This is a genomic window from Pseudomonas sp. 5Ae-yellow (genome assembly GCF_014077575.1).
Lineage (GTDB): Bacteria > Pseudomonadota > Gammaproteobacteria > Pseudomonadales > Pseudomonadaceae > Halopseudomonas > Halopseudomonas neustonica.
Genome location: NZ_JACGWE010000046.1, coordinates 1 through 21331, shown reverse-complemented (window position 1 = coordinate 21331; position 21331 = coordinate 1). Strand labels below are relative to the sequence as shown.

Here is a 21331-nt window from a genome sequence, read left to right as displayed (position 1 = left end):
ACCGGCCAGCTTGAGGGGATCAACAATAAGATCAAAGTGATCAAGCGCATGGCCTATGGGTACCGCGACACCGATTACTTCTTCCTGAAGATCAAGGCCGCGTTCCCCGGACATACGTGATGAACCATAAAAAAGCCCCGATATGATCGGGGCTTTTTTTACCTACCAACTCTCATTAGTGATCAACAGCGGCACCTGCGCCACGAGGTACGCGAATATCTTCAATCATGTGCTGGATATGCTCCGGCGGTGCCTTGGTAAAGGACGCCACAGCCACCGAGGCAATGAAGTTAAAGATCATACCCAGGGTACCAATCCCTTCAGGCGACACACCAAACCACCAATGCTCCGCCGTGTTCAATTCAGGACTGATGAACTTGAAGAACACGATGTAGCTGAAGGTGAAGGTCAAACCTACTGCCATACCAGCGATGGCGCCTTCCTTGTTCATCTTCTTGGAGAAGATACCCATCACGATAACCGGGAAGAAGGATGCCGCCGCCAGACCAAAGGCGAAGGCCACCACCTGCGCTACGAAGCCCGGTGGGTAGATGCCGAACAGGCCAGCAATCGCAATGGCCACACCTGCCGCTACTCGCGCAGCCAAGAGCTCATGCTTTTCGCTGATATTTGGCGCCATGTTGCTCTTGAGCAAGTCATGCGAGACCGAGGTTGAGATGACCAACAGCAAGCCTGCCGCAGTAGACAACGCAGCAGCCAGACCACCGGCCGCAATCAACGCAATTACCCAGCCCGGCAGACCGGCAATTTCCGGGTTTGCCAGCACCATGATGTCGCGGTCGACGTACAGCTCGGTAGCCGCATCAGTAGGTGCATTGCTGAGCAGACGCTCACCACTGGCACCTCGCTCACCGGTAAAGCTTGGGCTGCCAGCGAACGGCGCGCCGGGGCCATACTGAATCACGCCATCGTTGTTCTTGTCCTGCCAGGCGATCAAGCCTGCGTTCTCCCAGGTTTGCAGCCACGCAGGGACCTGCTCGTACTGCGCATCAACCACGGTATTGAGCAGGTTGGTGCGAGCAAAAGCCGCAACAGCTGGTGCAGTAGTGTAGAGAATCGCAATGAAGAACAGCGCGTAACCTGCTGATTTACGTGCATCTCGTACTGTTGGCGTAGTAAAAAAGCGAACGATTACATGCGGCAGGCCAGCGGTACCTACCATCAACGCCATGGTGATAAAGAACACATCAATGGTCGACTTGGAGCCGTCGGTATACGCACCAAAGCCAAGCTCAGTACCTATCCCATCAAGCCGCTCGATTACCGACTGGCCAGTGCCTATCACCTCGCTACCAAAACCCATCTGGGGAATGGGGTTACCGGTAATCATCATCGAGATATAGATGGCCGGAACCATGTAAGCGAACATCATTACGCAGTACTGCGCCACTTGCGTGTAGGTGATGCCTTTCATGCCGCCCAATACCGCGTAGAAGAACACGATCGCCATGCCGATGATAACGCCGGTTGCGATGTCGACTTCCAGGTAACGCGAGAACACGATACCCACGCCGCGCATCTGGCCGGCCACATAGGTAAAGGAGATAAAGATTACGCAGATAACCGCCACTACACGGGCAGTCTGTGAGTAGTAACGCTCACCAACGAAATCCGGCACGGTGAACTTGCCGAACTTGCGCAGATAAGGTGCCAGGCACATTGCCAGCAGCACGTAGCCCCCGGTCCAGCCCATCAGATAGACGCTGCCGTCGTACCCGGCGAAGGCGATAATCCCGGCCATGGAGATAAAGGATGCGGCAGACATCCAGTCAGCGCCAGTGGCCATACCGTTGGCGATGGGGTGTACACCTTTACTCGCGACATAGTACTCGCTGGTACTGCCAGCGCGAGACCAGAGCGCGATTCCGATGTAGAGCGCGAAGGTCGCCCCTACAAAGAGGTAAATCAACGTTTGCGTATCCATTGCAGGACTCCTGTTCTTATTCTTCGTGGAAGTCGTATTTGCGATCGAGCCTGTTCATCTTCCAGACGTACACAAAGATGAGGATCACAAAGGTATAGATGGAGCCCTGCTGGGCAAACCAGAACCCGAGCGGGAAGCCGAAGAACTGGATATTATTGAGTAGATCGACGAACAGGATGCCGGCACCGAAGGATACCGCGAACCAGATGACCAACAGGATCATCATGAACCGCAGGTTTTCCCGCCAGTAGCCGCGCGCCGCGTCTTCTTTTGACAAGGACATTAGCGTCTCCAATTGTTGTTGTTATTACCCTCAACAAGGTAGCACCCGACTAGGCACCAGGAGACTAAGACTTTGGTCGCGTGCGCGATACAGGGCTGCGATATGCAATATAAAGCGCATTAAAAAACCCCTACAACTGATTGATTAAAATCATTTATACGGGCTTAGACTAGAAACAGAAGCAGGCACTTAGACTAAAGCCTCATGCCTGTCATCAACATCAATCCAACAAGGTAGATCCGCTGGCATTGATCACCTGTTGGTGTGAATAGTCGGCGCGCAACGGCGGGCTTACCATGCCGGTTTTAAGCAGATAGTCGACCAGGCTTTGGGTGTACAACAGGAAGGTATTGGTTGTGCGTCCATCGTCGGTTACCTCTCCCAGGGTGGTATAACCATCGCGGCCTTCGGCAATAAAATCATTGGTTACCATGACGTAGGTTGTGGCTGGTTCAATGGCGACCCAGCTTCCGCTGCCGTTTTTCACCTCTACATTACTGAAGCGCGTGCCTTTTGGCTGAGATAAATCCAGGTCCCAGCGCAGGCCGGCAGCGTATGGCTGAGAGCCGGTAGACTGAGCAGCATCCAGGTGATTGCTGACGGCGTCTTCTAGCGCGTCAACGACCTCCTGCCCGGTGATATCCAGCTCCACCAGTACATTGGTAAAGGGCAGCAGGGTAAATGCGGTGTTATAGGTTATATCACCGGCTGACATCGGAACCCTTACACCACCGGCGTTCTGCAGTGCAAAGTCGGCACGCAGGCTCGCGTCCAGAAACGCCTCCGCAACCAACTGCGCAGCATCGCTGCCTTTGGCCAGCAGGTTCGCGTTCTCGCAACCTGCCACTCCGGCACTGCGATTGGTCGATTCGCCAGGCACCCGTACCAGGCAGAAAGCCTCATTGGCAAAGCCAATCACTTCGGCCTTTTTCTCATCAATACGACTGCGGTAGTTATCCAGCGTGGATTCAGCATTTGCGTCCGGCGCTACTACGGTGACTTCGGGCACATTCTCCAGCAGTGCGATCAGATCGGCTTTTTCGCCTTCATCTACCGCGACAAAACCACCATTACCGTCGGACTTCTCAAAGCTATCGCCAATCACCAAAGATGCCTGGCCGGTGCAGCTTTCAACCTTGCCTGCAGCATCAAACTCAACCTGCATCAGACCAAAGGCCTTGGCATATTCCCACGCCTGACCGATACACACGGTATCACCATCCAGATTTGTCACCTGCGTCGGATAAGGCCCTGACGCGCTGTAACCCACCGAGTTGAAATCGCCCAGTAAGCTGTGCGAGTCGCCACCGATGATCACATCCACCCCCGACAGTTTGGCTGCTATAGTCTTGTCGTTTTCGTAGCCTTGGTGAGTCAACAGCACGATGTGCTCAACGCCCTGCTCTTTCAGGTCATCGATGGCATCTTGCGCGGCCTGGGTTTCATCCAGAAACACGGTGCTGTTTAGCGGGCGTGAGGAGTTCTGCGTCTTACCTTTGATGTCGATACCGATGATGCCCACCTTCTGCCCATCCACTTCCTTGATGGTATAAGGCTTGATGTAGTCATCTTCAGCCGCTGGAGCCAAAGGCGTGCCAACTGCGGGCTTCACATTGGCTGCCAATACGGGCGTATTGCACTCATCGCTGGCCAGTGATTCGAGAAAGGTCTTCAGGCCTTCGTCACTGTCATCAAATTCGTGGTTGCCCAGAGCAAAGGCATCAAAACAGACGGTGTTCATCATCTGCGCGTCAGCTTCACCCTGATAAAAGGTGTAATACAGCGTACCGGTGATAGCGTCACCGGCGTGCAGTTTGATCAGATTGGGGAATTGCTCCTCGGCTTCAGCGAAGAGTGTAGTGAGACGTGAAAAACCTCCCAGCTCAACCTGCATGTCCTTGCCATCCAGGCGCATGCTGGTGCCAGCAAAGGGCTCGAGCTGAGAGTGATGGTCGTTTACATGGGCAATAGAGAGGGTAAGCCTGGAATCGGCAGAGGTGTCTTCTTCCTTTTTGTCACTGTCGCTGTTACAGCCGACCAACGACAACGACAACATTGCTCCCAGCAAACTCTTGCGCGGTAGATCCAGCATGACTGACTTCCTGTGTTTTGACTAAAAGTCAGAACACCCTATTCAGTCTTGGTTACCTCACCGTGGCTGTTTCATGACGGAGCCATGAAACAGCCATCAGCAGTAAAGCCAAAGGTTTACTCTTTTGGCAACGCGTAGGCGATTACCGCGTCGCCCGCTTTGGTGCCGGTTGAACCATGCCCACCGGCTACCACCACCAGGTATTGACGACCGTCCGCCCCCAGATAAGTGGAAGGCGTAGCCTGGCCGCCAGCTGGCAAGCGTGACTTCCAGCGCTCTTCACCCGTGCGCAGGTCATAACCGCGAACGTAGTAGTCCAGGGTGCCGCTCAGGAAAGCGACGCCGCCACGGGTAACAATAGGGCCACCGATGCCGGGTACACCCATCTCAAAGGGCAAGGGAACCGGCGCCAGATCGCGCACAGTGCCGTTCACTCGCTGATAGCGGGTTTCACCTGTAGTCAGGTCTACTCCTGCCACATAGCCCCAGGCTGGTGCCTGACAAGGCAAGCCAACGGGTGAAGTAAATGGCCCCATGGTGGTTGCGTAAGGCGCACCAAAGTTTTCATTGATGATCGGCTCACCCTCTTTGGTCACGATGCGGCTGGTGCCATCATCGCGTGGCGTCAGCTTGGACGTGAACGCCAGGTAAACCGGCATGGCGAACATGATCTGACGATCAGGATCGATCGCTACCGCACCCCAGTTGAAGGTCCCAAAGTTGCCTGGGTACACCAGCGTGCCCTGCTCCGACGGCGGCGTGTAGCGGCCTTCATAGCGCAGTTGCTGAAACTGGATGCGGCACGCCAGCTGGTCAAACATGGTCGCGCCCCACATGTCCTTGCCGGTCAGGGTTGGGGGATTGAACGAAATCGCCGATACCGGCTGCGTCGGTGCAGTAAAGTCGCCTTCGGCTGCACCCTGGGGCACAGGTACTTCGGTTACCGGCAGCACAGGCTCACCCGTCACCCGGTTCAATACATAGATTTCACCCTGTTTGGTCGGTGCTACCAGCGCCGGAATGCGCTGCCCCTGAATATTCAGGTCGACCAGACTCGGCTGTGCCGGTACGTCGTAGTCCCACAGGTCGTGATGTACGGTCTGGAATACCCACTCGACTTTGCCGGTGCTGGCATTGAGCGCCAGGATCGAGGACGAGTACTTTTCTACCGCGTCATTGCGATTACCACCAAACTGGTCAGGCGACTGATTACCCATCGGCAGATAGACGATATCCAGCTCAGGGTCGTAGCTCGACACGCTCCAGGAGTTAGGCGCATTTTCCGAATAGGTATCACCCTCGGCGATAGGCGCGGTGGAGTCCGGGTTTTTGCTATCGAAGTTCCATACCAGGTCGCCGGTATAGATGTCGAAGGCCCGAATAACGCCGGATGGCGAAGTAGTCGACGCATTATCATTAACCGCGCCGCCGACAATGATGACCTTATCAGTCACGACCGGCGGTGACGTGGAGTAGTAGGAACCGGGCGTCACATTAGGCATGTTAGCCCACAGGTTCACGGTGCCATCATCGCCACCAAAACCAGGGCAGATGCTGCCGTCTTCGGCGCTTATTGCAATCAGGCGACCATCGGATGTCGGCACAAACAAGCGTTTGCGGCAGATACCGACCGCGCCACCCGCGTAGCCAACGTCACGCTTGACCTGTGGATTGGCATCGCCAGACATAGCCTGACCGGCCGCCACGTTCTGGGCAACGCCAGCTGCTTTGTCCGTCACCTCAGAGGCGCTCATCTGCAAGCGTGCAGCGTTGTCCATACCATTGTTATTAACGGCTTGCGCCTGCTCTGCCGCAGGGCCTGCATCATGATAGGACACACCACGGCACGTCATGTGCTGCGTGGTCACCGTCGGTGGTTGCTTGAGCTGTGGATCAAAGCGCCACAACTCTTCACCGGTGGTCGGATCCAGCGTAATCACCGTACCATAAGGCGTGCACAGGTACATGCGGTCATCCACCACCAAGGGAGTTACCTCATAGGTAGTCTCACCCGGGTCCGCGCCATCGCGAATTTGCCCGGTGTGATAACGCCACACTTCCTGCAACTCGCCCAGATTATTTGGGGTGATTTGTGCCAACGGAGAAAACCGCTGACCGGCAGCAGTGCGGCCGTAGGCATGCCACTCACCTTCAGGCACAGCATCAGCCGCAACTTGCTCGCTGACGGGTGCAGTCATGCGCTCTTCGCTGAAGGCGCCCTGAATTCCCTGGGTTTGAGTCAAGGCATACCCGGCAACCCCCGCCGACACCAGCAGCGAAAGACTCAGCATGCCGGTATAAGCGATCTGACTGGTCTTGTAGCGCATACTGCGGCGCACCGCCGGTATCAGCAAAAGTACGCCCAAGCCAAAAAGCAGGCCGCCACGCGGCGTCAACGCCCACCAGTCAAAGCCCACTTCCCATACTGACCAGGCCAGCGTCGCCAGGAGTGCAACGGCATAGACCATCAGCCCCACTGCGCGCTTGGCCAGCAGTAACAAACCCGCAGCAGCCAACAGTAGGCCCAACACCAAATAGAACCAGCTGCCTCCCAGCACTCCTAGCCAAGTGCCACCCACAACACAGGCAAGAGCACACAGTAATATCAGCAGTGCGATTAGAACGCGCAGCATAATTCCTCCAGTATTTCAGAATGTTTCAATGCCGTCATTGTAGCTGATGCGCTAAGCTTTGACTTTAACCTGACCTATTCAGAGGGCTGCTCATGCCGCGTTTATCGCTATTTGCTATTTTGTTTACCTCACTGATTTCGACATCCGTCAGCGCCCTTTCACTGTCTGACCTCAGTCAACAGGATGCTGGTGCGGGCCTCAAGGACGCGCTGATTCAGGGTGCCGACATGGCGGTGAAAGAGTTGAGTGCCCCTGGCGGCTTCAGCGACAACCCGGATGTGCGCATCGAATTACCGGGCAATCTTGGCAAAGCGTCCCGTACCCTGAAGATGATGGGCATGGGCGGCCAGATCAGCCAACTGGAAGATAAGATGAATCAGGCAGCAGAGGCAGCTGTGCCCCAGGCCCAGAGCCTGCTGGTAGAAGCTATTCGCAACATGAGCGTGCAAGATGCCAAAGCTATTCTGACCGGCCCCAATGATTCCGCCACCAACTACCTGGAAAGCAGCAGCCGTGATCAGATTCGCGCCCTGTTCTTGCCGGTCGTCAAAAATGCCACTGACCAGGTGGGCCTGGCGCAGCAATACAATACCTTTGCCTCGCAAGCCGCCAACTTTGGCGTTGTCGACAGCAAGGACGCCAGCGTCGAAGGCTACGTGACAGAACGCACACTGGATGGCTTATTCGAAATCATGGCCGCGCAAGAGGCAGACATCCGCAGTAACCCGGCGCAGGCAGCAACCAACATCGCGAAACGCGTGTTCGGTAGTTTGCAATAGGCGTTAACGCTCGCTTGATCACTAAACAACGCCGCACTTGGAGTGCGGCGTTGTCGTTCAGCCCCTCAGCAAATCAGCTAATGCCGTGGTAACGCGTCGCGTCATATCGTACGTGTAGTCGTTGGTCGCGATCGGATGCGAGCCTAGGCGCACCAGACTCAGCTCCGCGCCCGGATTCACATGCACCAATTGCCCATGCACGCCCATAGCCTCAAATACTCCGTCCGGGTTGTGCGCTACCCACCACTGATTGTGATAGGAATAGCCGTCCATGCCCGCACGACCAAAGCGCGCAAAAGCCTCACGATCAGCACCACGCTGAATCTCCTCGATCAGTTCTGCCGGTACCACCTGCTGGCCGTTGTAGCGGCCATTCTGGCGCAGCATTTCGGCAAACCGGCCAAGGTCACGCAGGCTGGCATTCAACCCTGCCCCAGCCCACTCGGTACCTTTGCCATCCAGCAGAATGTAGGCATCCTGCTCGGCGCCCAGTTTGCTCCAGATGCGCTCTGCAATCTGTTGCGCCAGCTCCTTGCCGCTGACGCGACGAATAATCCAGCCCAGCACCTCGCTGTGCACGGTGCGATAGACAAAGTGCTCGCCATGCGCGCGAGCGGCGCCAATCGAGGGCAGGTACTGGTACAGACTGGCGGGCCCGGTCCAGTCCGGGTGCTGAGTGATACCAGCAGACAGGCCGTAGTTGATCACATCAGAGGTGCCGTCAGCATAGACCTCCGAGTACTTCACATCGGCCGTCATATCGAGCACTTGCTGCACGGTTGCGCCCGCCCAGCCGGACTCCGCCAGTTCTGGAATATGCTCAGTCACCAGCGACTCTGCGTTCAATTCACCTTCCAGAATCAGCATATTGGCAACCAGCCCGGTAAAGGACTTGGTTACCGACCACAGCATATGCGGGCTCTGCTCCGCTGCCATATTCGGGTAGGTCTGGTACACCACCTGCCCCTTATGGATGATCAGGAGCGCATCGGCGTAGGACAGGTTCAGAAAGTCAGCGAAGGTAATGTGCGAGCCATCACTCAGTTCAATTGAGAGTGCGTCGATGGCCTTCTGCTGCTCGCTGCTGACCGGTAGCTGCGTTACCGGCGCCCGACCGCAGGCTATCTGGCGGGAGGGGATCAGCTCGCGCATATGCTGAAAGGCCCAGCGCGTTTTGGGAAATTGCGCCAGGTACTCAGCGCGCGTTATCTGCTTATCCGCTGGCGGCGGGAAGCCTTGCATATAATGCAGCTTACTCAGGGCGACGCTGGCGGAATCCGGAAAGCTGGGCGTATCTGACTTTGCAGGCGCACAAAAAATGCGCGACTGTTGCGCGGCGAAACCAACGGCGTTAAGCATGGCTGATCCAATCCTGTCTTGTTGTTGTGTGGTTGCTTGCCTCTGCATTGAAGCTAATCAGCCCGCACCTGCAATGCAAGCGACTGAAAACGCAACCGCCAACGGGATTGGTCAGCCATAAGCGCAGTGAATGCGCAGACGCTTATTCGTCGTCCTTCAGTCGCTTGGCAAGCTCACCGGCATCTACCTCATTCAGATCTTCGCTGGTGACCTCACCTTCCCACTTGCTGTGGGGTGATTCCTCCTCAGGCGTAGGTTTATGCGGCAGATTGTTTTCACCGGGGTGTTTTTGATCAGTCGTCATACTTACCTCCTGGTGGGCCGAAAGTGAGCGGCCCTGTAACTGTGATAGCGGATTGGCCCATAGGTTCGGAAAAGGTTACCGCCAGTAATCATACCCAGTGTGGCTCATGACCTCAGACTTACAACCGCCCCGCTCGTGCCGTCGTGCTCTGCACGCTGCGGCAGGCCTAGCCAAGCGAGCCAACAAGCATCCAAATAGCCATACCTACCATCATCAGGTTCTCCGTCAGTGAGATAAAGCCGAGCGGCACATTGCTATCGCCGCGCACGCAGGCGCACTTCAGCTCACGCTTATCCACGTACACCGCCTTGAACACCGACACAGCCCCCACGCTACCAATAACCAGCGCGACCGGAATGGCCAGCCACAGCAACGCCCCGGCGATCATCAAAATGCCAGCTAGCGCCTCACCGAAGGGGTACAGATAGGCGTACCGCACCCAGCGCTGGGCCAGCAGGTCGTAGCCAAGAAACATGTTGGAGAAACTCTCAAGATCGCGCAGCTTGAGGATGGCCAGGATGCACATGGAGATAGCGACAAACCATTCCAGCGCCCGGATGGAAAACAGGGTACCTAGCGACGCCCAACTGACGCCCAGCGCCATCAAAAACGCTACCGCAAACACTGCGATAACCGGTTGGTAGGTCACCTCGTCAGGGTCTTTCACTGGCTTGCCCAGATACCGGCGCAACTCGTCATAACCACCAATATGTTCGCCGCCAATAAAGGTTTGCGGGGTGGTCTCTACCTCATGCGTTGCCTTGAAGCTCTCAGTCTCATCGCGGGTTGTGAGCCAGTGATCATCTACCTCATAGCCCTCTCGCTTGAGTAGATCGAGCGATTTGAGCCCGAACGGGCAGATGTGATCTTTCATTACCATGCGATAGAGTTTTGCGTCGCGTGAATGCTCCGTCATGTCGTCACCTCGCGTTTGGGCTGCACGTTGGCGCGCAGCTTTTATAACTGTTGCAACGAATGTCGACAGGCTATCCGGCGGGAATGTTCAATGAGTCTTCGGGCCCAGGCCTGCGGGGCCAAGGATGGCCGCCCCAGACTGGGCTGTGTTTAATCCGGCATCAGCCGATGCGGGTGGAGAGCTTATGCACCGCGGCGATCTCACCGCTCCAGATCATCTCGTAATGCGCGGTTTGCACTACCGACACTACCTGCCGAGGGGTAAATAGCCCCCAACAAACACCTTCTGGCTGGCGCACCGAGTGAAAGCGTAGCCCGGTTGCCTGCGTTTTCAGGGCGCTGTTCCCCAACTGGCGGGCAGCCGTGTAATCGGTGGGTGAATAAATCGGATCTTCACGGGAAATGCTCAGCGCATCCAGCGTGCCGGCCTCATCAAAACGCGCCGTCAGGCCACGAAAGACAAAACGCTCGTAGCGCAGGTCGGGTACCTGAGACCAGTAAGCCTGCTGGTGGTAACGCACTTCAGCGATGGCGGCCTCCATGGTGTCTGCCAAGTACAACACCCCAAAAGAGCCATCACTAAAGCGCGAGCCGTCGGGGCTCACATGGGTAAAGGGGGCAGTCGCGTAGGAGCAACCGGGAATACCGAAGGGAATATCGTTACGTGGCAGCCTGTCCAGGCTACCGGCCTGGCTCAGCATGCGTGGATTGGTCAGCGCCTGCAGCGCATACAGCTCCTCAAACTCATCCACACTGGCCACATCATCAAAGATCGCAATCGGCGGATATTTCGAGTGCACCAGACGATACGCGCGAATAATCGCTGCCGGTAATACGGGCAGCTCGCTTGCCGTTACCACTGGCCACCACGCAAGGCATCGATGCGCCGAAAGGTCTCGTACACCGCGATGATATCGCCCTCACCCATGACCTCAAGCGGTGACCGACCAAAGAAAAACGCGTTGTCATTCGGCATGCGCATGAAGCCATAGAGGTTTTCCGGATTATCAAAAATCATCCGCAACGCTGCATGAATGTTCAGCACAAAACTCACGCGGGACAATTGATCACGGTCCAGACTGATCGACTTGATGCCGTCCTTGCGCTTGGCGCGCGCATAGGTGCTGTGTGATACCCGCAGTATCGCCTGGCCCTGCTCACCGCTGGCGCCCCATTTATCGAGAATGGCGACGGCAGCACGCAGGCCGGTGGCCGCGGTATTTTTGCCTGTGTCGGTAGCGGTTGCAGGTAGCATATTCAAGCCCAGCAAAGAATGTATCTATAGACACTAATCCACATAAAACCTATTTGCAAACACATTATAGAGCTTACCAGGCTCAGCGCTTTTCGCGCCGCCAAACGCTAGCCAACCAAGGCTGGTGCTCGCGTGGCAAACCCGCTGGCCGGTAAAAGTGCTCCAACTCGGAAAAACCCGCAGCCTGCATCAGCGCTTGCCAGGTTTCCAAGCGGTAATAGGCCGCGTAACGGTCGCCGGTCCAGCCCTCCTGATCGTCACCCCGTGGATTGGAGCAGAACAACACGCCGCCTGGCTTGAGACTCTGATGTAACTGCCGCAGCGCAGTGGGCAGTTTGCGGCTGGGGATATGAAAGAGCGCGGCATTGGCAAAAATGCCATCAAAGCGCTGCGCAGGCAGATCCAGTGCCAAAAAGTCCTGTAGCCACACCTCGCACCCACTGTCTTCGCGGGCCATGGCCACAAAGCGCTCGCAGCCATCCAGTCCCGTCGCGTGATGGCCCAGCGCGGTAAAACGCTGCAAGTCACGCCCCGGCCCGCAACCCACATCCAGAATCTGCAAGGGCGCTGGCGCCTGAATATGCCGCAGCAAAGCATCCATATTCTGGCTCACATCGTGATCGCGCGTCCCTTCGCGAAAGCTTTCTGCGTTGAGCTGATAATGCTGCAGGGTAAGTTGGGCCAGCCGCGCCAGTTCATCCTGCGCCCCAGGCGCGTGCCCTGCCCCGGCCAGCTGCCGCGTTTGCTCATCGTGCTCACCGGCAAAGAATGCCGTCAGCACCTCGGCAAACAACGGATTTTGCGGCGCAGCCAGCGCGAACAGCGTCATGCTGGAGCGCAGCTTCAGATCATCCGGCGTACCCAGAATCTGCCGGGCCGAGCGCTCACGCCAGCCAAGCAACGTCTGCGCACACTCCTCCAGCCGTTGGCCCAACACCGGCTGATCAAGATAGGCACGCGCCTCATCAATACCCTTAATGGCGTAGCGCTGAGCCATATCACTGCGCCCCAGCCCCGCCATCTGCGGGAATACAAACCACATCCAGTGCGTTTGCTTGTGGCCAGCCTTCAGCTCGGCCAACGCGTTTTGGTAGGTATCAGCTTGCGCGTCGAGAAAACGCTGCAAGTGGTAAGCATCAGACATGGTTTTTGCGGCTCCGGTCGGCAGTCATGTGGGGCGGCGGTCGGCCACGGGCGCGTGCTCTGCCATCAGCTCGGCGACCCAATCGATAAAGACCCTTAGCTTCAGGCTGATATGCCGGTTGGGCCGGTACGCAACGTACAGCGGCATAGGCTCCAGCGTCCAGTTCTCGAATAGCGCTACCAGCCGGCCGTCTGCCTCGTGAGTGCGCGACATATACCTGGGTAACCAGAGCACACCGAGCCCGGCCAGGCCCGCCGCAAGATAGGCAACGCCGTCGTCCACGGCCAGTGCGTGCTGGCCATTGATGTGCAGCTGCTCGGTCTTGTTGCGCAAGGCATAGGGTAGCGCCCGGCCAGTGCGAGCCCATAAAAAGCCTACGGTACGGTGGTGCGTGCCTTCAAGCTCCCGGGGGTGTGCGGGCGTCCCGGAGCGCTCGAGGTAACTCGGGGCGGCAAAGATCCCCATTTCTAGATCGCCTACCTTGCGCGCCATTAACGATAGATCGGTCAACTCGCCACCGCGCACCACGCAATCGACGTTCTCATCAATCATATCCACCACCCGATCGCTCACACCCATATCGATCTGAATATCCGGGTAACGTGCATAGAAAGAGGGCAACGCCGGCACCAGAATCAGGCTCGCCAGCGGACTCGGCACATCCACTCGAAGCCGCCCCGAGGGCAATGCGGAAACGCCAGGTAGGCTGGTCTCGGCCTCTTCCAGCTCAGCCAACAGCTTGATCACCCGCTCGTAGTAAACCGCGCCATCAGCAGTCACGTTGACCTTGCGGGTTGTGCGGTTCAGCAACTTGACGCGCAGCCGCGCTTCCAGCTGCTGCACCAGCTGCGTAACGGTCGTCTTGCTCATGTGCAGGGTTTCAGCCGCCTTGGTAAAGCTGCCCGCCTCCACCACTCTGGCAAAGGCCTGCATCGCATCAAAACGGTCCATTTTTGCCTCGGTTAGCTAGAGGATTGTTCGGGATTCACAAACAGTGAAGGCTACTTTTGCTCGTTTATCGCCCAGGCGCAAGCGCCTAGAGTCTGCTCATCGGGCTTTAACAGCCAGCCACAATCCATTGAAGAGGTAGTTATGAGCAAACGTGACGTAGTCTTTCCCGCGGGGCGCCATACGCTATACGAGCAACACCACTACTCACCGGCCATTCGTTCCAACGGGTTTCTATTCGTCTCTGGGCAGGTGGGCAGCAAGGCAGACGGCACACCCGAGCCAGACCTGCTGGATCAGGTAGCGCTGGCGTTCAAGAACCTGAATGCCATCCTGGAAGCGGCCGGCAGCAGCTTTGACGATGTAGTAGACGTGACCGTGTTTATCGTCGACCCGCAATCACGCTTCGAGACTATCTGGCCTACGGTAGTGAAAAAGCATTGGGGCGCAGCGCCCTACCCCAATATTACCTGCGTGGGTGTGACTTGGCTGGCCGGGTTCGACTTTGAGATCAAAGTCATTGCCAAGCTGCCTGAGGCGTAACGCTGCCCTCGCGCGCAGCACCAACAGCTATCTGCCAGCGCTCCTCGTGCACTGTTCAGCGCTTTGCTGGCAGATAGCATCAACTAGCCCACCTTCTCACTGCTAAGCCCTGCATTTGTATCCGAGCAACTATCCATCTCATGGCGCATTAGGTGCGCAGTGGGAGCGCTATACCAATAGCGATAAACGCTGCACCGCAGCCCTGATTGAATCGACGCCCGACCCGCGTCAACCAGATGCTGATTCGGCTCGCCAAGCTGGCTACCAGCAACTCGATACTGAACTCGACGACGGCAAAGGTGCTCGCCAGCACGGCAAACTGGATCAACAGGCTGCGCGTTGGATCAATGAATTGGGGCAGGAAGGCGACGAAGAACAGAATCACCTTGGGATTGCTGATGGCAGCCAGCAGGCCCTGCCTAAACAGCACCCTACCGGACTTGGCTACCACAGCTGAGCGAGCGGGTAACCCGATGGGTGGCGAGCGCCAGATTTGTATGCCAAGCCAGACCAGATAAGCACCGCCCACCCATTTCAGGACGCTCAACCAGAACAGCGATGATTTGAGCAAGGCCCCGATGCCAAACATCGACACCGCGATCACCATGACAAAGCCAACGCAACCGCCCGTGATGGTGTAGAGCGCCATGCGGCGACCGTACAAGGCGCCATGGGAAAGCGCCAACAGGCCGTTAGGCCCCGGAGAGAGAGACAAACCAATCACCGCCAGAACGTAGATCAACCAGGTTTCAAATTGCATGTGTGGGTTCCATGGCAGCCTTACTACTCAGATATTTTCGTTCTGCCGTTCAAGGCTTGGGCAACGCCCATAGCCCCCAGCCAACGGCATTGCCTGAACGAATCCACGTAAAGTTACATTTAAAACGCAGTTTTACCTTCACTTTGTTGTCATATGAATGATTCCCGCGCTGCAGGATGCATCGGACGCCGGTATGAATGCGGTCAGCCTAAGCGAGACAGTCAAATGAACATACTTCGTAGTGTCGCCCTTATGGGCATTTCAACCCTGTTGCTCAGTGGCTGTGCCAACGACCTCTATGCCAGCCCCTACAACTCTGCGCCTCAGCAGCATGCTCAGGTATACCAGTCGCAGCCGCGGGTAATCATCGTACAGCCAAACCGGCAGACCTATGGCCAATCCACGCGCATCTACGGCCAGCAGGGCCAAGTGCAGCAATACAACTATTATCCCGGCCTACAACATCAGCAGCCGAGGCAGCATCAGGTGCCGCAACAATATCAACAGCCCAGTTATGGCCAGCAACCCGGGTACAACAGGCACAATCAATACAATCAGCCTCGCGATCGTTGGCCGCAGCACCAGCGCCCCAGTCAGCAGCAAAATAACCAATATCAACGGCCGGATTACCGCGCACAACAACAGCGGTACAAAGAGCAGCGTGCCTACGAGCGTGAAATTCAGATTCGGAACCGCGACAGCATGCTGCGCAATTCCCGGCCACTGCCGTATCAACAGAGCCCACCGAGTAACCAGCATCGCAGCTACGGCAGCGATATTCGCCAGCAAGGTTCAGGGCGCCATTAGTAAGCAGCTCGGAAAACCGACCTTAGATGACTTCTATATAGAGAGCATGGTCGAGCCGATCAGCCTTAATAAGCAAAATAAAGAGGGCGCAATGCGCCCTCTAGTTAGCCGATTGTGGAGTGATCGGTTTTTAAACTTCCATATCCTTGCCCAGCTGACGCCAGGTCAACAGCTAAGAGAGTGGCAAGCGCAGCAGCGTTTCACCGGCTGTTTTCTTGTCGTCATTTTAGCCCGGCCAATACCCTCTCTACTGCAGACAGCGCGCCTTCCATATAGCCGCCCTGCTCAACCGCTGCCTCGCTCCCGATCAATTGCACGCGGCCTGTCCATGGCGGTGCGAACGTAAACCTGGAATCCAGTGAACCATGCTCGCCCGATGAGATACGGTCCTGCGCTGTTGCCGTATAGGGATCAGCCGCCCAGTCGTAAACGGAATCGTCAATCGGCTCTGCCGCCTGCTCACCAAACAAACGGACCAGCTGAACACGGCAAGCAGCTTTAAGCTCAAGCGCACTCAGACCTGCCCGCTGCGCGGCATTAACCCCGAAAAAGCCAAATAACGCAGCGCCCTGTTCATTGCACGCGTCGTGAATTTCAGCCAAGGGGCCAATACGACTGAAGGCATCACCCGATAACCCCGCCTCACGCCAAAACGGCGTGGCATAGCGCGCGACATATTTAGCGTGCGCTGCCATCCAGGTCGGTACCGCCATCAGCGCCTGCACATTCTGCTCAGGCAGCGATGGGCTGAATTGAATGCTCGCAGTCAGTCGAGGTGGCAACGCCAGCCAAACATGCGAGTAGAGAGGCAGCTGGCCTAGCGTGCCAGCAAACACCAGACGCAACCCCTGCTCTTCCAGATGCACGGCCTTCAGCTCAGCGTTCAGGTGCATATGCTCTTGCGGCAATAAGCCCGCGAGTGCCCGCACCAGCTGACCGGTTCCGCCCTCAACGCGCATCGACGTATTACCCGGTAGATACCCCGCGCCGCGCACAGCACCCGTAGCCCGGTCCTCCAGCATGGTCGCTCCGGTGGTGTATTGCTCAAACACCGGCAAACCCAATTCAGACACCAGATTATGCATACGCAGCTGAAAGTCCGGCCAGAACCACGAAGGCCCAAGATCAAAGCCACCTGATTCGGTTGACAGAATGCGGCCGCCTAGCCGATTGCGCGCCTCAAAAAGATCAAACGCGATGCCCTGCTGACGAAGCCGGTACGCGGCATACAGCCCTGCCAAGCCACCGCCGATAATGGCAATTTTTGTTTCAGTCATGGGTTACCTCGGAGGGCGGGAAGGAGCGCTGATAGCTGAGCGCCGCTGAAATACGGCGGTCAGTTCAGCATGAGGCTTGCTGTCAGTCTATTATCACGAGCAGTGCTTTCAATATCCGTCACGCCTACTTATCAAACGTGAGACGCCTCTACTACATCAATGCTTGATGTGCGTTGCCTATTTGTATTTTCTCGTCAGAGCTGGCCCACCATTTAGGTCCAGCTGATTCAGGCCGTTCTGTGATCACATTATTGCACCTAAAAATCAACGCCCCAGGAATCAATCGTCATCTGACCAAAATTATTCGATGACGGCCGTGCTAGCTTGCAGCTTCTGCGTTAACAACTAGTCCGCATCACACGAACCGCAGAAATATCGATCCGACCTTTTTTCTCTAGTTGATTGCTAGATAACCAGAAACGTTAATCTGAACACTACTTCCGATCTGCTGGGCATTAACATCCCTGGCGGCCCGTCGCAGCCCCTCTCGATTGACTCCCACCACGCAACCGATACACTCGGCTGAGACGGAGATGTCATTACATGGATTACTACATCGAACGTGCGGACGAGCTCTTTGCTGCCTACCAGGCCGTAGACCCGGAGGTAGTTCATTCTGCCTGGCGTCATCTGTTGCCAGCCCAACCCGGCCTTGCTTGTGATATCGGCGCAGGATCAGGACGGGACGCATGCTGGCTCGCCAAGCTGGGCTGGACCGTCACAGCTGTAGAACCCAGCGAAAAACTCCGGACCCTCGGCCAGGCCCACACCACAGCGCAACACTGCAAAACCGGCTCGGTAACCTGGCTGGATGACGCCCTCCCCGACCTTAAACGCCTGCGCTCGCTGGATCAACGATTCCAACTGATCCTGATCAGCGCCGTATGGATGCATCTGAAGCCTGACCAACACGAGCGTGCGATGCGCATCATCAGCGACCTATTGGCACCAGGCGGCATTCTAGTGATCTCGTTGCGTATTGGCGAAGACAAGGAACAGCGTTTCCACCCAGTCACAGCCCAGCAAGTCCAGATACTCGCCCAAGGCCGCGCCCTCGCCCCGAAAGTTATTATCCGGCAACCAGACGTCACCCGCACGGGCATAGAATGGGACTGCATGGCTTTTGTGTTGCCCGACGATGGCAGCGGCAGCTTGCCGTTGCTCAGGCACATCATCGTCAATGACAACAAGTCCGCCTCCTACAAACTAGGTTTATTGCGCGCCCTGATCCGTATAGCTGAAGGCGCACCCGGCATGGTCACCAAGCGGGATGAAGCCTGGGTGGAAATACCCTTCGGCCTGGTCGCACTCTACTGGCTGAAGATGTACATGCCCCTGGTCCTGAAGCACAACCTCATCCAGACCCCAACAGCCGTCCATGAAAACCAAAAGGGCTATGGCTGGGCAAGCAGTGGTCATTTCTACAAGCTGAATACCCTCTCCACTTACGATCTGCGCGTGGGTGCCACATTCGATCCAGAGACCTCGCTGAACCTGATCGCGACCCTGAAAAATATCTGTACCAACATCGAAGTCATGCCTGCCAAATACATTACCTATCCAGGCCAGGACAAACCGGTATTCGAGTGCAACCGGATTTCCAAGCGCTTCTCCAAAGGAAGTTGGCAATGCAACAAACAGACGCTTAGCGACTTCGGCACATTCAGAGTGCCGACCTACCTATGGCAAACCTTCTCCCAGCACGCCTGCTGGCTGGAGCCCGCCATACTGAGTGAATGGACCCGGCTGATGCGCTCATGGAGCATGCAGTACGATCCAAGCGTCTACGAACGCGCACTACAATGGAATGAAGATAGGCGAGACACGGCGGAAGTCAGAAGCCGTGTTAACGCAATGCAACTAGGCGGCCACGATATTTTCTGCGTCTGGAGCCACAAACAACTGCGCCCTGATCGTTACGCCGTTGATCACTGCTTCCCCTGGGCTCACTGGTTCAATAACGACCTGTGGAATCTGGTACCCGCAGCAGAAGCTATTAACGGTAAAAAAGGCGACAAGCTACCCTCCGCCCTACTCCTGGAGAACTCGAAAGATCTGATTCTCGACTGGTGGGAAGAAGCCTATGTCTCGGAGCAGAAGTTCTCTGAGCGGTTCTTGATTGAGTCAGAAGCGGCATTGCCACTGGTTACCCAGCAGAGCGGTGTGGACGATATATTTGCTGCGATGCAGCATCAGCGGGCGAAGTTGAAGGCCAGTCAGCAATTGGCGGAGTGGTCGCTTAACTGAGTTTCCGTTGCTTTTTGGCGTAGGCAATAGCGGGCTGGCAGAGCGATGAAGGCAAGTAACTTAAAATTTTGAATCTCATTGACGCCCTATGGGGCTTATAAGGAATGGTAAACATGGCGAACGGACCCTGGACCCATGAGGAAGTCCGCTTGGCGGTCGCTGATTACAAACGAATGCTTGTGCAGCAACTCAATGGGCAAAAATACAATAAAACCCACCATCGGCGAGCCTTGCAGATGCTCCTGCAGGGCCGATCAGAAGGCTCTATTGAGCGTAAGCATCAAAATATCAGCGCTGTCTTGCATGAGCTCGAGTGCCCGTGGATTGTCGGTTACAAACCGCTTGGCAATTACCAGGCGTTGCTCGTCGAAGAGGTCATAGAAACGCTAGTAAACGACCCAATATTCGACCAGGCAGCACGTCATGCTAGCGAGCAACCTGCGATTGTCCCAATGGGTGTGGACTTCGACTACTGGGTCGAACCAACGCCGCAGCCAATAGAAATCAACGAATCCGCCTATCAACCAAGATTTCTGGCCGCAAAACGCGACTACGTGGAACGTGAAGCCCGGAACCGAGCGCTTGGCCTCGCTGGGGAAGAGTTAGTGCTTAGCTACGAGCAACAGCGGTTAGAACGCAGTGGCTTCGGCTCGCTTGCTGGCAAGGTGGAGCACACGTCTGCTAAGCGCGGAGATGGTGTCGGCTATGACATCCTCTCGTTTGAAACCGACGGCAGGGAAAGGTTTATCGAGGTGAAGACCACTGCGTTTGCAAAGGCAACGCCCTTCTACATCAGTCGAAACGAGGTTGAGTTTTCCAAGGTTACGTCCGAGCGTTATCACCTCTATCGACTCTTTGAATTCAGAACAAAGCCACGGATGTTCGCTTTAACAGGAGACATGCACCAACGGCTCCGACTTGATCCGGTCACCTATCTTGCGTCCTTGGGTTAATGACAGACTTAAAAGAGCAAGCGCAGTCACGAATGCTGCCGTCGCACACTCAAGAAAGTATCGCCTGCAAAAGGATGTATTGATCCGTGATAACCATAAAAGACACCGTAGACATGATCTCGGCCTCGTGGCGTTGGATGCGAAACCAACGAAATCCGGTATTTTTACAGGCCAAACGCTTACTAGATACCTTCGAGGCACATGGTGTGTCGTCCACCGAGATCAATGCATTGCTACCAAGGGTGTTGCAAATACCGGCTATTTGCTGGTCAACGCCAGAGCACCTCTCACCCGTTCTTACGCAAGGTCATATCGATTGGATAAATGATCTCTTCGACCTGGACCCCGGATGGTTGAACGGTAGGAGCCAGAGCGCGCATCGAACAATCAACAGCTACAAATCACCTGAGCGCCTCAACAATTGGTTTGAGGCCCGAAGTCAGCTCCAGTCCGATCGGTTCAAGCTACATTTCGTGACATCCTCGGCCCAGTCATTCAATCAACAATCCCGAGGCGTCTACTCGATCGTACTAGAAGAGTTCTTTGACATCGCTGATGAATCTTTCAGCCGCTACTACTATCTTTCACTGGGTGCCGGTTTTGACCATCCGCCCTGCGTGCTTCACATCATGCAGGTTATGGCTATAGCTCATTATCACAGGGTGATAATGCGTAGATGCCTGCTCTCTGAAAGAGAGCTTTTGCCCCTGGCGAATGGTGTGGGCCTGATACCGACCTTGCTGTTTAAGAGTCGCAATTCTGAATTGAATGCGGACCATGAGTTCTGGAGCCATTTTTCCGGTAAGCCAACTTGGCTAGAGGAACAGAGAGCCATGTGTGAGGCGAGCCTCACGGCTGCAGGTCTGCAGAATGTGGTTGCGAGTGTGGAGCTAGATCGGATTCGGTTTGCACGGCAGTAGTACAACCGGCAGGGTGGTTTTGTTGGATGAGTACATGGCAGCTTTCGGCCCAGGGTGTGTAAAAACGTCCTGACAAATCCTTGCTATGATTTCCGACACTTCCATCGCAAGGATTCCCATGAAACGGTTTATCCAGGGTGAACACCGAGGTCAAAGCACCTTGCTTC

20 protein-coding genes and 1 pseudogene are annotated in these 21331 nt (G+C 56.0%); 7 read left to right on the top strand and 14 right to left on the bottom strand.

The window, feature by feature from the left end; all coding sequences use genetic code 11:
- Positions 1 to 120, top strand: a 120-nt coding sequence (locus H4J77_RS17195; protein WP_182247079.1) for a transposase, incomplete at its 5' end; no start/stop codon positions are given.
- A gap of 55 nt (positions 121 to 175) precedes the next feature.
- On the opposite strand, the gene H4J77_RS17190 is transcribed toward H4J77_RS17195, so the two are convergent.
- The 4 genes from H4J77_RS17190 to H4J77_RS17175 all read right to left on the bottom strand — a co-directional run bounded on the left by H4J77_RS17190 (position 176) and on the right by H4J77_RS17175 (position 6953).
- Positions 176 to 1945 (bottom strand): sodium:solute symporter family protein, encoded by a 1770-nt coding sequence (locus H4J77_RS17190; protein ID WP_182249646.1) that lies wholly within the window; start codon positions 1943 to 1945, stop codon positions 176 to 178.
- Positions 1946 to 1961: 16 nt separating this feature from the next.
- Positions 1962 to 2228 carry a DUF4212 domain-containing protein gene (locus H4J77_RS17185; RefSeq protein ID WP_182249644.1) on the bottom strand — a complete coding sequence of 89 codons (267 nt, stop codon included), beginning with the start codon at positions 2226 to 2228 and terminating at the stop codon, positions 1962 to 1964.
- Between the two features lie 220 nt (positions 2229 to 2448).
- Positions 2449 to 4320, bottom strand: a complete 1872-nt coding sequence (locus tag H4J77_RS17180; protein WP_182249642.1) for a bifunctional UDP-sugar hydrolase/5'-nucleotidase — start codon at positions 4318 to 4320, stop codon at positions 2449 to 2451.
- A 116-nt stretch (positions 4321 to 4436) separates the two neighbouring features.
- Positions 4437 to 6953: a membrane-bound PQQ-dependent dehydrogenase, glucose/quinate/shikimate family gene (locus H4J77_RS17175; protein WP_182249640.1), complete on the bottom strand. Its 2517-nt coding sequence runs from the start codon at positions 6951 to 6953 to the stop codon at positions 4437 to 4439.
- Positions 6954 to 7045: 92 nt separating this feature from the next.
- Here H4J77_RS17175 and H4J77_RS17170 point away from each other — a divergent pair, with 92 nt between their 5' ends.
- Positions 7046 to 7732 (top strand): DUF4197 domain-containing protein, encoded by a 687-nt coding sequence (locus H4J77_RS17170; protein ID WP_123889215.1) that lies wholly within the window; start codon positions 7046 to 7048, stop codon positions 7730 to 7732.
- A gap of 57 nt (positions 7733 to 7789) precedes the next feature.
- On the opposite strand, the gene H4J77_RS17165 is transcribed toward H4J77_RS17170, so the two are convergent.
- The 8 genes and pseudogenes from H4J77_RS17165 to H4J77_RS17135 all read right to left on the bottom strand — a co-directional run bounded on the left by H4J77_RS17165 (position 7790) and on the right by H4J77_RS17135 (position 13660).
- Positions 7790 to 9091 (bottom strand): serine hydrolase, encoded by a 1302-nt coding sequence (locus H4J77_RS17165; RefSeq protein WP_182249638.1) that lies wholly within the window; start codon positions 9089 to 9091, stop codon positions 7790 to 7792.
- 142 nt (positions 9092 to 9233) lie between these two features.
- A complete protein-coding gene (locus H4J77_RS17160) occupies positions 9234 to 9395 on the bottom strand; it encodes a hypothetical protein (RefSeq protein ID WP_158611250.1) in 162 nt (53 codons plus the stop codon).
- 166 nt (positions 9396 to 9561) lie between these two features.
- On the bottom strand, positions 9562 to 10311 hold the full coding sequence (locus H4J77_RS17155; RefSeq protein ID WP_182249636.1) for a MauE/DoxX family redox-associated membrane protein: 750 nt from the start codon (positions 10309 to 10311) through the stop codon (positions 9562 to 9564).
- Positions 10312 to 10471: 160 nt separating this feature from the next.
- Positions 10472 to 11170, bottom strand: a complete 699-nt coding sequence (locus tag H4J77_RS17150) for an RES family NAD+ phosphorylase (RefSeq protein ID WP_182249634.1) — start codon at positions 11168 to 11170, stop codon at positions 10472 to 10474.
- Positions 11164 to 11565, bottom strand: coding sequence for an MbcA/ParS/Xre antitoxin family protein (locus tag H4J77_RS17145; protein WP_123889211.1), 402 nt, complete (start codon positions 11563 to 11565; stop codon positions 11164 to 11166). The genes H4J77_RS17150 and H4J77_RS17145 overlap by 7 nt, the downstream gene beginning before the upstream one ends.
- An 82-nt stretch (positions 11566 to 11647) precedes the next feature.
- Positions 11648 to 12259 (bottom strand): class I SAM-dependent methyltransferase, encoded by a 612-nt coding sequence (locus H4J77_RS17140; RefSeq protein ID WP_404940792.1) that lies wholly within the window; start codon positions 12257 to 12259, stop codon positions 11648 to 11650.
- Positions 12260 to 12307: 48 nt separating this feature from the next.
- Positions 12308 to 12709, bottom strand: a pseudogene (locus H4J77_RS20005) (DUF1810 domain-containing protein); the annotation flags it as partial.
- Positions 12710 to 12733: 24 nt separating this feature from the next.
- Positions 12734 to 13660, bottom strand: coding sequence for a LysR family transcriptional regulator (locus tag H4J77_RS17135; protein WP_182249632.1), 927 nt, complete (start codon positions 13658 to 13660; stop codon positions 12734 to 12736).
- Positions 13661 to 13801: 141 nt separating this feature from the next.
- Here H4J77_RS17135 and H4J77_RS17130 point away from each other — a divergent pair, with 141 nt between their 5' ends.
- Positions 13802 to 14200 (top strand): RidA family protein, encoded by a 399-nt coding sequence (locus tag H4J77_RS17130; RefSeq protein WP_182249630.1) that lies wholly within the window; start codon positions 13802 to 13804, stop codon positions 14198 to 14200.
- A gap of 148 nt (positions 14201 to 14348) precedes the next feature.
- Here the strand turns inward: H4J77_RS17130 and H4J77_RS17125 are convergent, their stop codons facing one another.
- Positions 14349 to 14960 (bottom strand): LysE family translocator, encoded by a 612-nt coding sequence (locus H4J77_RS17125; RefSeq protein WP_182249628.1) that lies wholly within the window; start codon positions 14958 to 14960, stop codon positions 14349 to 14351.
- A 225-nt stretch (positions 14961 to 15185) separates the two neighbouring features.
- Between H4J77_RS17125 and H4J77_RS17120 the strand changes: the two genes are divergently transcribed.
- Positions 15186 to 15767 carry a hypothetical protein gene (locus H4J77_RS17120; RefSeq protein ID WP_182249626.1) on the top strand — a complete coding sequence of 194 codons (582 nt, stop codon included), beginning with the start codon at positions 15186 to 15188 and terminating at the stop codon, positions 15765 to 15767.
- A gap of 221 nt (positions 15768 to 15988) precedes the next feature.
- Here H4J77_RS17120 and H4J77_RS17115 read toward each other — a convergent pair whose 3' ends face one another.
- Complete coding sequence (locus H4J77_RS17115; protein WP_182249624.1) at positions 15989 to 17044, bottom strand: FAD-dependent oxidoreductase; 1056 nt, start codon at positions 17042 to 17044, stop codon at positions 15989 to 15991.
- A gap of 543 nt (positions 17045 to 17587) precedes the next feature.
- Between H4J77_RS17115 and H4J77_RS17110 the strand changes: the two genes are divergently transcribed.
- From H4J77_RS17110 to H4J77_RS17100, 3 genes are all read left to right on the top strand, one after another.
- On the top strand, positions 17588 to 19291 hold the full coding sequence (locus H4J77_RS17110; protein ID WP_182249622.1) for a class I SAM-dependent methyltransferase: 1704 nt from the start codon (positions 17588 to 17590) through the stop codon (positions 19289 to 19291).
- 113 nt (positions 19292 to 19404) lie between these two features.
- Entirely contained in the window at positions 19405 to 20244 is an 840-nt protein-coding gene (locus H4J77_RS17105; protein WP_182249620.1) for a DUF3883 domain-containing protein, read from the top strand.
- An 86-nt stretch (positions 20245 to 20330) separates the two neighbouring features.
- Positions 20331 to 21164, top strand: coding sequence for a hypothetical protein (locus tag H4J77_RS17100; RefSeq protein ID WP_182249618.1), 834 nt, complete (start codon positions 20331 to 20333; stop codon positions 21162 to 21164).
- Positions 21165 to 21331: the final 167 nt, after the last annotated feature.